The 13,795-nt window shown below is 65.2% G+C and carries 13 protein-coding genes; all 13 read left to right on the forward strand.

Annotation, left to right across the window (positions count from 1 at the left end; all coding sequences use genetic code 11):
- Positions 1–236: 236 nt before the first annotated feature.
- The 13 genes from WKW82_RS29300 (at position 237) to WKW82_RS29360 (ending at position 13,751) form a co-directional block, all read left to right on the forward strand.
- Complete coding sequence (locus WKW82_RS29300) at positions 237–1,109, forward strand: SMP-30/gluconolactonase/LRE family protein (RefSeq protein ID WP_340346214.1); 873 nt, start codon at positions 237–239, stop codon at positions 1,107–1,109.
- Positions 1,110–1,192: 83 nt separating this feature from the next.
- A complete protein-coding gene (locus tag WKW82_RS29305; protein ID WP_340346215.1) occupies positions 1,193–2,383 on the forward strand; it encodes an ABC transporter substrate-binding protein in 1,191 nt (396 codons plus the stop codon).
- A 55-nt stretch (positions 2,384–2,438) separates the two neighbouring features.
- Positions 2,439–3,299 carry a branched-chain amino acid ABC transporter permease gene (locus WKW82_RS29310; RefSeq protein ID WP_340346216.1) on the forward strand — a complete coding sequence of 287 codons (861 nt, stop codon included), beginning with the start codon at positions 2,439–2,441 and terminating at the stop codon, positions 3,297–3,299.
- Between the two features lie 26 nt (positions 3,300–3,325).
- Complete coding sequence (locus WKW82_RS29315; RefSeq protein WP_340346217.1) at positions 3,326–4,300, forward strand: branched-chain amino acid ABC transporter permease; 975 nt, start codon at positions 3,326–3,328, stop codon at positions 4,298–4,300.
- 2 nt (positions 4,301–4,302) lie between these two features.
- Complete coding sequence (locus tag WKW82_RS29320) at positions 4,303–5,139, forward strand: ABC transporter ATP-binding protein (RefSeq protein WP_340346218.1); 837 nt, start codon at positions 4,303–4,305, stop codon at positions 5,137–5,139.
- 2 nt (positions 5,140–5,141) lie between these two features.
- On the forward strand, positions 5,142–5,876 hold the full coding sequence (locus tag WKW82_RS29325; RefSeq protein ID WP_340346220.1) for an ABC transporter ATP-binding protein: 735 nt from the start codon (positions 5,142–5,144) through the stop codon (positions 5,874–5,876).
- A 49-nt stretch (positions 5,877–5,925) separates the two neighbouring features.
- Positions 5,926–6,252 carry an NIPSNAP family protein gene (locus tag WKW82_RS29330; protein WP_340346221.1) on the forward strand — a complete coding sequence of 109 codons (327 nt, stop codon included), beginning with the start codon at positions 5,926–5,928 and terminating at the stop codon, positions 6,250–6,252.
- 135 nt (positions 6,253–6,387) lie between these two features.
- Positions 6,388–8,217 (forward strand): NAD(P)-dependent oxidoreductase, encoded by a 1,830-nt coding sequence (locus tag WKW82_RS29335; protein WP_340346223.1) that lies wholly within the window; start codon positions 6,388–6,390, stop codon positions 8,215–8,217.
- Position 8,218: 1 nt separating this feature from the next.
- Positions 8,219–9,277 (forward strand): amidohydrolase family protein, encoded by a 1,059-nt coding sequence (locus WKW82_RS29340; protein ID WP_340346225.1) that lies wholly within the window; start codon positions 8,219–8,221, stop codon positions 9,275–9,277.
- A gap of 32 nt (positions 9,278–9,309) precedes the next feature.
- Positions 9,310–10,386 (forward strand): amidohydrolase family protein, encoded by a 1,077-nt coding sequence (locus WKW82_RS29345; protein ID WP_340346227.1) that lies wholly within the window; start codon positions 9,310–9,312, stop codon positions 10,384–10,386.
- Between the two features lie 195 nt (positions 10,387–10,581).
- The gene (locus WKW82_RS29350) at positions 10,582–11,565 is read left to right on the forward strand and encodes a Bug family tripartite tricarboxylate transporter substrate binding protein (RefSeq protein ID WP_340346228.1); all 984 of its coding nucleotides are present in this window, start codon (positions 10,582–10,584) and stop codon (positions 11,563–11,565) included.
- A 79-nt stretch (positions 11,566–11,644) separates the two neighbouring features.
- Positions 11,645–12,640 (forward strand): aldo/keto reductase, encoded by a 996-nt coding sequence (locus WKW82_RS29355; protein WP_340346230.1) that lies wholly within the window; start codon positions 11,645–11,647, stop codon positions 12,638–12,640.
- Positions 12,641–12,725: 85 nt separating this feature from the next.
- On the forward strand, positions 12,726–13,751 hold the full coding sequence (locus WKW82_RS29360) for an amidohydrolase family protein (protein WP_340346231.1): 1,026 nt from the start codon (positions 12,726–12,728) through the stop codon (positions 13,749–13,751).
- The last annotated feature ends 44 nt before the right edge of the window (positions 13,752–13,795 follow it).

A 13,795-nucleotide genomic window follows, 5' to 3' on the forward strand; every position in this document is an offset into this window, starting at 1 on the left:
TCGGCAACGGATCGGGCGGTCTCCATAAGCTGCCGCGATGGATAAGCTCGGAAAACAGTATTTTTAGCGGCGCGTCTCCGTTCCTAAACTGCTAATCACGCAAACCAGCCCTCGTGAGCTGGAGCGATGCGAACCACGAGGTTCGGTCCGACAGACCACCAGGAGACGGCAGATGATTCAGCGCGACAGAGACGCGTTACGGGCAACGGAAGCCCACCAGTCCCAGGGTGCGACCCATGATTGACTACACGGTCATCAGCGCGCACCGCGACCGTCTCGGCGAGGTGCCGGTCTGGTGCGAGCGCACCGCCAGTCTCTGGTGGATCGACGTCATCCAATCGGCCCTGCACCACCTCGACACCACTACCGGCAAGGTCACGACAGTGACGACTACCGGCGGCCGCATTGGCAGCATCGCACTGCGGGAACAAGGCGGTTTGCTCCTGGCCAACGCCGAAGGCATCGACTTCTTCGATCCGGCCAGCGGCACCCAGCAGCCGTTCACGGGCTACGGCCGCCTCGGCCCGTCGCAGCGCTTCAACGATGGTCGCGTCGACCGGCAGGGCCGCTTCTGGGTCGGCACGATGCACGAGGAATTTCTCCCGCAGGGCACGCTCTTCAGGGTCGATACAGATGGCACGCTCACCGAGATCTTCGGCGACATCATCGTGCCGAACGGCATTGCCTTCAGCCCCGACAGCCGCACGCTCTACTTCGCCGACACGCGCCGCTTCACGATGTGGTCCTTCGACTTCGACGCCGCGAACGGTACGGTATCGAACCGCACGGTGTTCTCGGAGACCAAGGGCAAGCCGGGGCGACCCGACGGCTCCGCGGTCGACAGCGAGGGCTTCATCTGGAACGCCGAATACGCGGGCGGCCAGGTGGTGCGCTACGCGCCCGACGGCCGCATCGACCGCACCATCGCACTGCCATTGAGCCACCCCACCAGCGTCTGCTTCGGTGGTCCCGACCTCGAAACGCTGTTCATCACTTCGGGCAGCTACACGCTGAACCCCGAACAGCTTGCGGCCGAGCCGCTGGCTGGCGCGGTGATCGCCATCCATGCCGGCGTCAAGGGACTGCCGGAATCCCGCTTCGGCGGCTGACGCCCCACCCACCCGTGCCACGACGCCGTGAGCTTCCAGGCTCACGGCGGAAGGCGCTCGAACAAATCAACCCGGAGACAGACATGAACAGACGCTCTTCCCTTCGAACGGCCGCCTTCCTGGGCGCCCTGGCCCTCGGCGCCATGGTCGGCCGCCCCGCACTTGCACAAGAGCCCATCCGCATCGGCTGGCTCTCGTCACTGAGCGGCCCACTCTCGACGCCGGCGATTGCCGAGAACCATGGCGTCCAGTTCGCCGTGGACGAGTTGAACAAGCGAGGCGGCATCAACGGCCGCAAGCTCGAACTGATCACGCGCGACACCGCAGGCGATCCCACCAAGGCGGTCAACTTCGCGAACCAGCTCGCTCACCAGGACAAAGTCCAGTTCATCCTTGGCCCGCTCAATTCCGGCGAGGCGCTTCCCACCGTGCCGATCGTCGCTCGCGCCGGCCTGCCGAACCTCCTCGTCACTGCGCTCGAGGAGCTGACAGACCCGGTCAAGTACCCGCGCGCGTTCCGCGTCATCTTCACCAACGAACAGTGGATCCGCGTGAGCCAGAACTATGCGATCAACGTCCTGAAGCGCAAGAAGATCGCCATCATCGGCGACACCACCGGCTACGGCACGGCGACTGTGAAGAAGTCCACCGAGATGCTCGCGGCGATGGGCATCAAGCCGGTCTACACCGTGCTGATCGATCCCAACCGCACGACCCTGAACGACGAGATGACCAAGGCCAAGGAAGCCGGCGCCGACATCGTCATGCCATGGACCTCTTCCACGGGATTGCTGGCCCGCATCCTCAACGCGCGTGGCGACATGCAGTGGGATGTGCCCGTCATCGGCCACTCGGCCATCATGACACTGGCCATCAAGGGCCTCTTGAACAAGCCCGAGTACTGGGAGAAGACCTACGCGGTCGGCTTCAAGAACATGACCTACGGACCCGACGGCAAACTGCCCGAGCGCACCCAGAAGCTGATGGAAGCCATGCGCCCGCGCCTGGGGGGTGGCCAGATCGACTTCTCGTTCTGGTGGGCCGCGGTCGGCAACGACCTCGTCGGTCTCATCGAGCACGCTGTGAAGACCGCGGGCTCCACCGATCCCGCAGCGATCCAGAAGGCGCTGGAGAACACGAGCGAGTTCAAGGGCTACTACGCGACCTACAGCTGGCATTCGAAGGAGCGCAACGGGTTCCAGGACAGCGACATGGTCATGAACGTGGCCAACAGCTTCAAGGACGGCAGCTACAAGCTGGCGCCTGACCAATGAGGCCGTCTGCTCTCATGTCTGCCCTGCGCTACGCCGAGGTCCGAGGAGCCGTCACATGCTGACCGTCCTGATCACGGGGCTGGCCACCGGTGCGCTCTATGTCGCCGCTGCGCTCGCCTACAACGTCATGTATTCGACGTCCAAGGTGCTGAGCGTGACCACCGGTCACGTCTTCATGGTGAGCTGCGTCGCCGGCGCCTTCTTCATCGGCGAACTCAAGCTGCCGATGATCGTCGGCTTCCTGGGCGCGGTGGCGGCCGGCATCGCCTTCGGCCTGCTGACCGAGATCGTGGCGATCCGTCGCGTGCTCGCGCGCTCCGATGAGCACCTGTGGCTGCTCAGCACGCTCGCGCTGGCGACCATCATCCAGCAGTCGATCGGCCTGTGGTGGGGCACCGAACCAAAGCCTTTCCCGCGCCTGTTCGAACAGGAATTCACGTCGGGGCTTCTGGACCAGAAGTACTGGCTCCCCATCGTCGCGGTCGGCCTCATGGCGGTCTGCATGGAGCTCTTCTACCGCCGAACGCTGTTCGGCAAGATCTTCCTGGCCGTCTCCGAAGACCCCTTCGCGGCACGGGCGCGCGGCATCTCTACCGACCGCATCCGTGCAGTCTCCTATGCGATCGCAGGACTGATCGGTGGCGTGGCCGGCTTCGCGGCGGGACAGCTGACCTTCGCCTTCTTCGCGCTGGGCCTGTCACTGACTCTCAACGGCTTCATCGCCCTCGCGGTGGGCGGACTCGGCAGCAATCTAGGCGCCATCGTCGGTGGCATCACCCTCGGGCTGCTCAACGCAACGGCCACCTACTTCTTCGGCGGCGAATACCAGCAAACCGTGGCAATCGGCCTGCTCATGGTGTTCCTGCTTCTCAAGCCCGAAGGTCTCTTCGGCAACAAGATGGTGCGACACGTATGAATCCGCGCTTTCAATCTCCTGCCCTGATGCTTGCGCTGCTTGCGCTCGTCACCCTTCCCTTCTGGGCGCGCGACCCCTACCAGATCCATCTGGCCGCGCTGATCGCAAGCTACTGGATCCTCGTGGCGGGCCTGAATCTCGTCATCGGTTATACGGGGCTGCTGTCGGTCGGCCATGTGGGCCTGCTCGCAATCGGTGCCTACACCTTCGCGATCTTGAGCGGGCGCCACGAAATGAACCCGTTCCTGGCCATCGCGGTGGCCGGTGCGCTGGGCGGCGGCATTGGCTTCGTCCTGGGCTTGCCATCGCTGCGCCTACCCGGCTTCTACTTCGCGATGGCCACAATGGCCTTCTCGATGATGGTCTCGGAATTCACGCTCGCCCAGCAGGGTTTGACCGGCGGCGGAACGGGACTTTCGGTGCCCACCTTTCCGAAGCCCTTCGACACGCCCAACGGCTTCTACTGGATGCTGGTCGGCGTCGCAGGGCTGGTCACCTGGCTGACCTGGAACGTGGCGCGCCTGATGTGGGGCAAAGCCCTGATCGCCATTCGCGACAGCGAGGTAGCGGCGGCATCCGTCGGCGTGCCGATCTACAACCTCAAGCTGAAGGTCTTCGCCTTCAGCGGTGTGGTGGCAGGGGTTGCGGGGGCGCTCTTCGCGTCGCTGCAAAGCTACATAACGCCCGACACCTTCCACTTCGAGTTGGGGCTGTTCTTCTTCATCTGCATCGTGATCGGCGGCCGCGGCGCCATCCTGGGACCGCTGCTCGGGACGATCGTCCTGACGGCCTTGCCGGAGATGGTCGCGCCCCTCGCCAAGTTCGGGCAGTTCTTCTACGGCGCCTTGCTGCTCATCGTCGTGCTGCTGCTGCCCGAGGGCATCGGCAATGCGTTCAAGGTGGTGCGGGAACGGTTGCGGCCGAAGGTGATCACCAAACAGGTCGTCGCGCCTGACCTGCGCCGGCTGGCCAACGCCGTCCGGCACGTGGAGGTCGCATGACAATGGCCGCCATCGAAAACGTGCCAGTCCCCGTGCATCGTGCACCCGCGGCGCAGCCCACCAGCGCTTCCACGAGCACCGCCCTGGGCGAGCTCCGCGCCGAGGGCGTCACCAAGCGCTTCGGCGGCGTGACCGCTGTCAACAAGGTGTCGCTGACCCTGCAACCCGGTGAGATCCACGGCCTCATCGGCACCAATGGGAGCGGCAAGACCACGATGCTCAACCTGCTGTCGGGCTATTACCCGGTGGATGAAGGCAGCATCTCCCTCGGCGGACAGACGCTGACGCAGGCATCGGTGCAGCGTCGGCCGCATGTCGGCATTGCGCGCACTTTCCAGAAGCCGCGGCTGCTCGGCACCCTGAGCGTGCTCGACAACGCCATGCTGGGCGGCTGGAAGGACACGGGCGCAGGATTCCTGTCCACTGCCTTCGCCCTCGGCCGCGCACGGCGGGAGGACCGGATGCTGCGCGAGCGCGCTTCCGAGTTGTTGCACGGCATCGGCCTCGGGCATCTGATGCATCGCAAGGCCAACTTGCTGGACCATGCGGAGCAGCGCTTCCTCGAGATCGCGCGCGGCCTCACGATGCAACCGCGCTTCATCCTGATGGACGAGCCCGCCGGCGGCCTGACCGAACATGAGATCGACCAGTTGGCGCAGATCATCACGACCTTGCGCGACTGCCGGGTCGGTGTGCTCATCGTCGAGCATCACACGGACTTCGTGTTCCGGATCAGCCACCGGGTGACGACCTTGAACCTCGGACAGATGCTCAAGGAAGGCACACCCGAAGAAGTCCGCAACGACCCGGAAGTCATCCGCGTCTACCTGGGAGCATGAGCATGCAAGAACCGAAGAGAACGAGTTCGCCGGTGTTGCTCGAGGTCAAGGGCCTGGAGGTCGCCTACGGCAAGGCCAAGGTGATCCACGGCATCGACTTCCAGGTGCGCCAGGGCGAGTTCGTGGTGCTGCTGGGGCGCAACGGCGCGGGCAAGAGTACGACGCTCCATGCGCTGTGCGGCCTGATCCCCAAGCAGGCGGGAAGCGTGCGCTTCAAGGACCGTGACATCAGCCGTCTGGAGCCGCGTGCGATCGTCAGGGAGGGCATCGTGAACGTGCTCGAGGGGCATCGGGTCTTCACGGGACTGACCGTGGAGGACAACCTGCTGATCGGGACCTATGCCAAGAAGAGCGGCGGGGACAAGTCCAAGCTCGAACGGATCTACGACCTGTTTCCCGAAATCGGCGAACGGCGCCATCAGTTGGCTTCCCGATTGAGCGGTGGCCAGCAACAGATCCTGGCGGTCGGCCAGGGAATCATTGCCGACCCGCAACTGCTGATCCTCGATGAACCGTCGGGCGGGCTTGCGCCGATCGTGGTCGACCGGATCCTGAAAGTCGCCAAGGAGCTGTGCCGTTCGGGCATCGCCATCCTGCTGGTGGAGCAACTCGTGCGCGAGGCGCTCAAGTTCGCCGACTACTGCTACCTGGTGGAGACCGGCCGCATCGGCGGCCAGGGCACCTCCGACGAGGTGCGCTCGGGTGAACTCATCCAGCGAATCTACCTCGGCAGCTGAATCGACGCGCGGCCGCGCCGCGCAACAATTTTCCTTTGGAGCAAATTCAATGATCTACGAACTGCGCGTCTACCGCGTGTCGCCGGGCCGCATGCAGGAAGTGCTGGACCGATTCGAAAACATCGTCTTCCGCTACTGGAAGAAGTACGACATCCGTCCCGCGGGCTTCTGGACCACCGTGATCGGCGAATGCCACCTCGACCTGCACCAGATCCTGGTGTGGGAGTCGCTGGCCGATCGCGAGAAGAAATGGGGCGCCATCATGGGCGATACCGAGTTCAAGTCCGAGATGGCGACGACCGAGAAGAACGGCGTGCTGGTTGCCTCGGTCACCAACACGATCATGGCCCCGACGCGCTTCTCCACGATGCAGTGACGCGCAGGTCGTCGGCCTCATGCCGGCGCAGCGCCAACCTCGATCTGTCGGAACACGCGGCAGTCCCCTCCCCTCATGGTCACTCAGTACACAGTGCATTGCCCACTCGCTGAGGCTGACCCGAATCGAATTGACATGAACATCGGATACATCGGCTTGGGTTCCATGGGCGGCGCACTGGCGCGCCACCTCGTGGGCAAGTACCCCCTCACGGTCTGGGATCTCAACAGCGCATCCTGCGCCGCATTCAAGGAACTCGGCGCGACCGTTGCGCCCACGGCCGCCGAACTCGCGCGGCAGTGCGACATCATCCTGCTGTGCCTGCCGCGCACGTCGGACGTGCACAAGCTCATGTTCAGCCCCGGCGGTCTGGCTGAAGGCCTGTCCGCGGGGAAGCTGGTGGTCGACCAGACCAGCGGCGTGCCAGGCGAGACGGTGGCCATCGCCAAGGTGCTGGCCGAGCGCGGCATCGAGATGATCGACGCACCGGTGTCGGGCGGCGTCGTGGGAGCGGCCGCGGGCACGATCACGATCATGGCCTCGGGCCCGCAAGCCCAGTACGACCGCGCGCTGCCGGTGCTCAGCACCATCAGCTCCAACGTGTTCCGATGCGGCGAGCGCGTGGGAGATGGCCAGGCGATGAAGCTGGTCAACAACCTCCTGAGCGCGGGCTGCCGCCTCGCGACGCTGGAGATCGTCGCCATGGGCAAGAAACAAGGGCTGTCGCTGGCCACGATGGTCAACGTCATCAACAAGGCGTCGGGGCGCAACCGCACAACCAAGGTCACGTTGCAAGGCATGGTGGACGGCAATCCGGCCGTCGCGAACTTCGCCATGGCGCTGATGCTCAAGGACGTGAGCCAGTCGGCCGACCTGGGCATGGCCTGCGGCGTGCCCACCACCATGGCCAACATCGTGCGTGGCCTGCTGCAGATCGGCGTGAACACCCTGGGCAAGGACGCCCAGTTCGACAGGGTCATGGAACTCATGGAATCGATGGCCGAGACGTCGATCGCCGACGCACCCGGCTCCCAGCCGGTGCAGCCATCCGCAACCACTTCCGACGCAGACGCCAAGGCGCTGCGTGTGGGCTACGTGGGCTTGGGCGCGATGGGTGGGGCGCTGGTGCGCCGCCTGCTGCTCTCGCGCCCGGTGAGCGTCTACGACGTCTCTGCCGAGACCGCGGGCACGTTCGCGGCCGACGGAGCCGAGACCGTCAGCGACCTGTCCTCGCTTGCACGGTCCTGCGATGTGATCTTCATCTGCGTGCCGACCTCCACCGTCGTGCGCGAAGTCCTGTTCGGCAAGGGGGGCCTCGCCGAGGGACTGTCCGCCGGCAAGATCGTGGTCGACCAGACCACGGGCGACCCGTCTATTACACGCGCCATCGAAGCCGACCTGGCCAAGCTCGGTGTTCCGCTGATCGACGCGCCGGTCTCGGGCGGGCCGGCCGGCGCGACGGCGGGCACCGTCGCCATCATGTGCGGCGGCCAGGCCGATGCCTTCGCCAAGGTGCGCCCGGTGTTCGAGCAGATCAGCCCGAACATCGTCCATTGCGGCGCCAGCGGCAACGGGCACGCGACCAAGCTGGTTCACAACGCGCTGGCCGCCTGCAACCAATTGCTGGTCTATGAGGCGGCGTCCATCGCGGTCAAGTATGGGCTCAGGCTGTCGGACGTCGCCACCTTGATCAACAAGAGCACCGGCTTCAGCGGTGCGTCCGAGCGGATCCTGCCTGCGCTGTCGGAGCGCAAGGCCACGGTCAACTTCCAGTTGCAACTCATGGTCAAGGACCTGAAGCTCGTCGCGAAGATGGCGTCGGACTGCGGCGCACCGGTGCTCTTCTCCAGCACGGCCTGTGCCTTGTTCGAGATGGGTTCGAAGAAGTTCGGCGGCACGACGAACATGGATGCCATGGCGCAACTCTACGAGTCCTTCGCCGACTTCACGTTCGTGGGTGCGTGAGATGACCGCTTCCACCCCACCGACGATCTTCGGACGCAGCACGACACCCGACGAGAGCTGGCTCGCCAAGGCCACGCCGGAGGCGGCGCTCGAGCCGGATCTTCCGATCATCGATGCCCACCTTCACGCCTGGCACCGCGGGGATCACCGATACCTCATCGAGGACTACGCCCGCGACCTCGCCGCCTCGGGCCACAACGTCATCGCCACGATCGCCGAGGAAGCGGGCGGCTTCTATCGCGCAGATGGCCCGGCGCACCTGAAATGCGTCGGCGAGACGGAGTTCTTCGTCGGCCAGGCGGCGATGGCGGCCAGCGGCAAGTACACCTCGGCCCGCGTGGCCGCCGGCATCGTCGCCTTCGCCGATCTCTCGCTCGGTGATCGAACACGCGAGACTTTGGCCGCGCATGTCGCGGCGGGCAACGGCCGGGTCAAGGGCATCCGCCAGAACGGCAAGTGGGATCCGGATCCGGTGGTTCGAGGCAACGGCGCGCCGGGTCGCCCGGGCCTCTATCTCGATCCGGCTTTCGGAGAAGGACTCGACACGTTGACCTCGTTCGGACTCGCGTTCGACGCGAGCATCTACCACCCGCAGCTGCCCGAGGTGGCGACACTCGCGCGAGCGCATCCCGATGCCCGCATCGTCGTCATCCACTCGGGCACGCCGGTGGGATTCGGCAGCTACGCCGGCAAGGACGACGAGGTCCACGCGACTTGGCTCGCGGGCATGAAGGAATTGGCTAGCTGCCCAAACGTGCACATCAAGCTGGGCGGCCTGCTGATCTTCCTGGCGCGATTCGACTTCACCAAGCTCGCCAAGCCCCCGACGTCGATCGAACTCGCCGCCATGTGGCGGCCCTACATCGAGCCTTGCATCGAGCTCTTCGGCGCCGAGCGCTGCATGGCGACCGCGAACTTCCCCGTGGACAAGGCTGGTGTCCCCTACGGCACCGTCTGGAACATGTTCAAGCGAGTCACCGAAGGATGCTCCGCCGACGAAAAGCGCCTGATCTACGGCGACACGGCGCGCCGTGTCTACAACCTGGATCTGGCGCCATGAATCCGGCAAACGCAGACCCAGATAAGAACGCCATGGAAACTGGCAAACCGAGACGCGGCATGACGCCGCTGCACTTCGTCGACGACGAATGGCTCGCGCTGCGGACCGAGGACGTCCTGGAGCCCGAGCGTCCGATCGTCGATGCACACCATCACATCTGGGAGGGCCACCAGCACCACACCTATCTGGTGCCCGATCTGCTGGAGGACCTGCATTGCGGCCACAACATCCGTGGCACGGTCTACGTCGAATGCTCGTTCATGTACCGCGCCGACGGCGACCCACGCTTCGCGAGCATCGGCGAAGTCGAATATGCCAACGGCGTGGCCGCGGCGTTCGCGAGCGGGCGCTACGGGGATGTGCGGGCCTGCGCCGGCATCGTGGGCAAGGTTGACCTGACGCTGGGCGCGATGGCCCAGCCGGTGCTCGAGGCCGCCATGGCGCGCGCGCCCGACCGCTTCCGCGGCATCCGGCACATGCTGGCCTGGGACGCCAGTCCCGAGGTGAACCTGCTGCGCAAGCCGCCCGTCAAGGACCTGATGCTGGACCCGTCCTTCCGGCTGGGCTTTGCGCAACTCGGCAAGCTCGGGCTCTCTTTCGATGCGTGGTGCTACCACCCGCAACTGCCGCAACTGATCGGCCTCGTGGACGAGAACCCCGACACGCGCGTCATCGTCGATCATGTCGGAGGGAAGGCCGGTACCGGCCCTTACGCCGCGCGCAAGGACGAGACCTTCCGGGATTGGAAGCGCTCCATGCAGGAACTGGCGCGACGCCCGAACGTGTTCTGCAAGCTGGGCGGGCTCAACATGCGATTGAACGGCTTCGACTTCATCGATCGCGACCTGCCACCCACGTCCAGCCAACTCGCCACCGCCTGGCGGCCGTTGGTCGAGACCTGCATCGAGTTGTTCGGACCCGGTCGATGCATGTTCGAAAGCAACTTCCCACCCGACAAGGCCGGGTGCTCGGCGCGCGTGCTGTGGAACACGTTCAAGCGCCTCGCCAGCGGCCATTCCGAGGATGAGAAGGCGGCGCTCTTCGCCGGCACGGCCATCCGGGCCTATCGGCTGCCGGAGAGCCTGGGGACACCCGCGCCTGCGTCCTGAATGGTCGACGCCGTGCGTGCAGCGCGGGTGCATTCCTGTTGTCGGACATGCGCCGCGAGTGGCCTCGACCGACGCAAAACGGTGAGCGTCAGCGCAGCTTACCCAAGGGCAACAATTCGCGACTCGACAGCGCAGGACGCGTGAAGCAACCTCAGGGTGTCGCGACTTTGATCGCCAGCCCCTCAGGAGACACACATGCTTCATGCAGCTTCGACACGTCGTCGATGTCTGTCAGTCATCGCATCGCTCGCGCTGATTGCATCCACTGGCGCAGCCCATGCGCAGGCCGAATGGCCAACGCGCGCCCCGATCCGGATCATCGTTCCCTCCGCCGCCGGTGCGGCCGCCGATTTCGTGGCGCGAATCTTTGGCCGCCATCTTGAACAGCGGCTCGGTCAAACGGTGGTTGTCGAGAACCAGCCCGGCGCCGCCACGCTCATCGGAGTCGGAGCGGTCATGCGGGCCCCGGCCGACGGCTACACCTTCCTGCTCTCGGGCAGCTCGACGCAGGCGGCCAATCCCAGCATGTTCGTGAAGCTGCCGTACGACCCCGCGCGCGACTTCGTGGAGATCGGCCTCTTCGGCATGATCCCGATGATCGCGGTGGTCAAGCCGGGAAGTCCCCTGAAGTCGATCGCGGATGTGATCGCGCGCGGCAAGGCGCGCGATGGGCACTTGTCCTATGGCTACTACAGCTCTTCGTCGCAGGTCCCCCCCGCGCTGATCGAATCGCGCACCGGCATGCGCGCACTTGCCGCCCCGTACAAGAACATCACGCAGATCACCACCGACCTGGCCGGTGGCGTGATCGACTTCGCATTCCTGGACGCGATGTCCGCGGCGTCGGCGCTGAACGGCCTTCTGACGCCGATCGCGGTGACTTCGCCGCAGCGCAGTCCCAACCTGCCCGCCGTGCCGGCCGTGGCGGAAACACTCCCCGGCTTCGACATGCAGACGTGGCTGGGCCTGTCCGCCCGGGCGGGCACCCCGCCCGAGGTCATCAAGCGCATGGGCGAATACCTCCGCAGCGCGACAGCTGAGCCTGCAATACGCGACGCACTGATGAAGCAAGGAATGACGCCGCGGACCAGCACGCCACAGGAACACACGTTCTTCGTGGCGGCCGAGCGCACCCGCTGGGCCGAGTTCGTGCGGATTGCCGACATCAAGCCGCAGTGAGCGGCGCGATCGCTTCGTGCAGAAGCGCCGGTGCCTGGCTCCGAAGCACACACATCCAGCAGATCCAACAGAGATTGAAATGCAGTACAAAAAACTTGGCGGCACAGGCCTGACCGTCTCGCGCGTGTGCCTTGGCACCATGACCTTCGGCGGCCAGTGCGACGAAGCGTCGTCCCGCGACATTCTCGACAAGGCATTCGAAGGCGGCATCACGTTCTTCGATACTGCCGACTCCTATCCGTTCGGAAGCGCCCCCGGAGTGTCGGGGAGCACGGAGCAGATCATGGGACGATGGCTCAAGGGCAAGCGTCACCAGGTGGTCCTGACCAGCAAGGGAGGCAGTCGCGTCGGGCCGGCGCCGTGGGACGCAGGCGGATCCCGCAAGCACCTGCTCGATGCGATCGACGCTTCCTTGCGACGGCTGGACACCGACTACGTGGACCTGTACCAGCTCCACCACGATGACCCGTCGACGCCGCTCGAGGAAATCATGGAGGCGCTGGACACGATCGTTCGGTCCGGCAAGGCGCGTTACGTGGGTGCTTCGAACTTCCTGGCCTATCGGCTTGCCCTTTCTTTGGGGAAGTCCGAAGCGCGCGGGTGGGCCAGGTTCGCCTCCGTGCAACCGCGCTACAACCTGCTGTTCCGCCAGATCGAGCGCGAGTTGCTGCCGCTGGCAGCCGAAGAGAAGGTCGGCGTGATGGTCTACAACCCGCTGGCCGGTGGCCTGCTGACCGGCAAGTACGCATCCAGCACGGAATCGCTGCCGGAGAACACGCGCTTCAGCATCGGCAGCGACAAGGCCAACTATCGCGAGCGCTACTGGCACGAGCGCGAGTTCGCAACACTCGCGGCCCTGCGCACGGAAGCGGCAGAAGCTGGCCTGCCTTTGACGAGCCTGGCCGTCGCATGGGTGTTGGCCCACCCATCGGTCACGACCGCCATCGTCGGGGCGAGTCGGCCCGCGCAGCTTGCGGACAGCCTCTCCGCCGTCGACTTCCCGTTCGATCCCGCCTTCAAGGCGAGGCTGGACGAGTTGACGCACGAGTACCGCTTTGGCGACGCACCGCGGTAGTCGCTCGCCCGGCGAGCTTGCAACCTGGCTCGCTTTGCGCGCCCAGGTCCCCCGGCACATTGCAATCGATTGAAGGAATGACGAAATGACGATCACGGGCATCCCCCGCCGAGCCAATGAGGATTGGCTGTCACTGATGCCGCCGGAAGCGCCGCTCGAGCCCGCGTTGCCGATCGTCGATCCGCACGTGCATCTCCGCGACAAGGGCTTCAGGTACTTCATCGAGGAATATGCGCGTGACATCGCGGAGTCGGGCCACAACATCGAGGCCATGGTGTATGCCGAGGGTCATGCCATGTACCGCAGGGACGGGCCCGAACATCTCAAGTGCGTCGGAGAGACCGAGTTCGCCGTCGGCCAGGCAGCGATGGGCGCGAGCGGCAAGTACACCTCGACCCGCGTGGCAGCAGGCATCGTGGGATTTGCCGACCTCACCCTCGGGGAGCGCACACGCGAGACCCTGGAAGCGCATGTGCGCGCCGGCCACGGGAGATTCAGCGGCGTCCGGCAACGCGCGAAATGGGATCCGGATCCGGCCGTACGAGGACCGATCAGTGCCGATGCGCCAGGCCTCTACCTGACGCCCGAGTTCGGCAAGGGGCTCGACGTGTTGACCGCCATGGAGCTCTCGTTCGACGCCAGCATCTTCCATCCACAGTTGGCCGACGTGACCGCACTGGCTCGCTCACACCCGGACGCGAACATCGTCCTGATTCACTCTGGCAGCCCGGTGACGCATTCCTCCTACGCGGGACGCCCGGTGCATGCGGACTGGCTGGCTGGCATGCGCGAGCTGGCAACCTGCCCCAACGTGTCGGTGAAGATGGGCGGCCTGCTCGCGTGCGTCGGGGACTTCGACCCGAAGACGGCACAACGTCCTTCGAGTTCGGAGGAGCTGGCGATGACCTGGCGCCCGTACATCGAGCCTTGTATCGAACTGTTTGGCGCCGAGCGATGCATGGCCTCCTCCAACTTTCCCGTCGATGCGGCGGGCATGCGCTACGGCACGTTGTGGAACGCATTCAAGCGGATCACCTCGGGCTGCACGGCCGACGAAAAGCAGCAGATCTATGCCGCGACCGCGAAGCGCGTCTACCGACTGGAACGCTGAGAAATGCAATACCTCCCGCTCTCTCCTTGAAGCTTCCTCCATCC

The sequence above is a fragment of the Variovorax rhizosphaerae genome (assembly GCF_037889975.1).
GTDB classification, from domain to species: domain Bacteria; phylum Pseudomonadota; class Gammaproteobacteria; order Burkholderiales; family Burkholderiaceae_C; genus Variovorax; species Variovorax rhizosphaerae.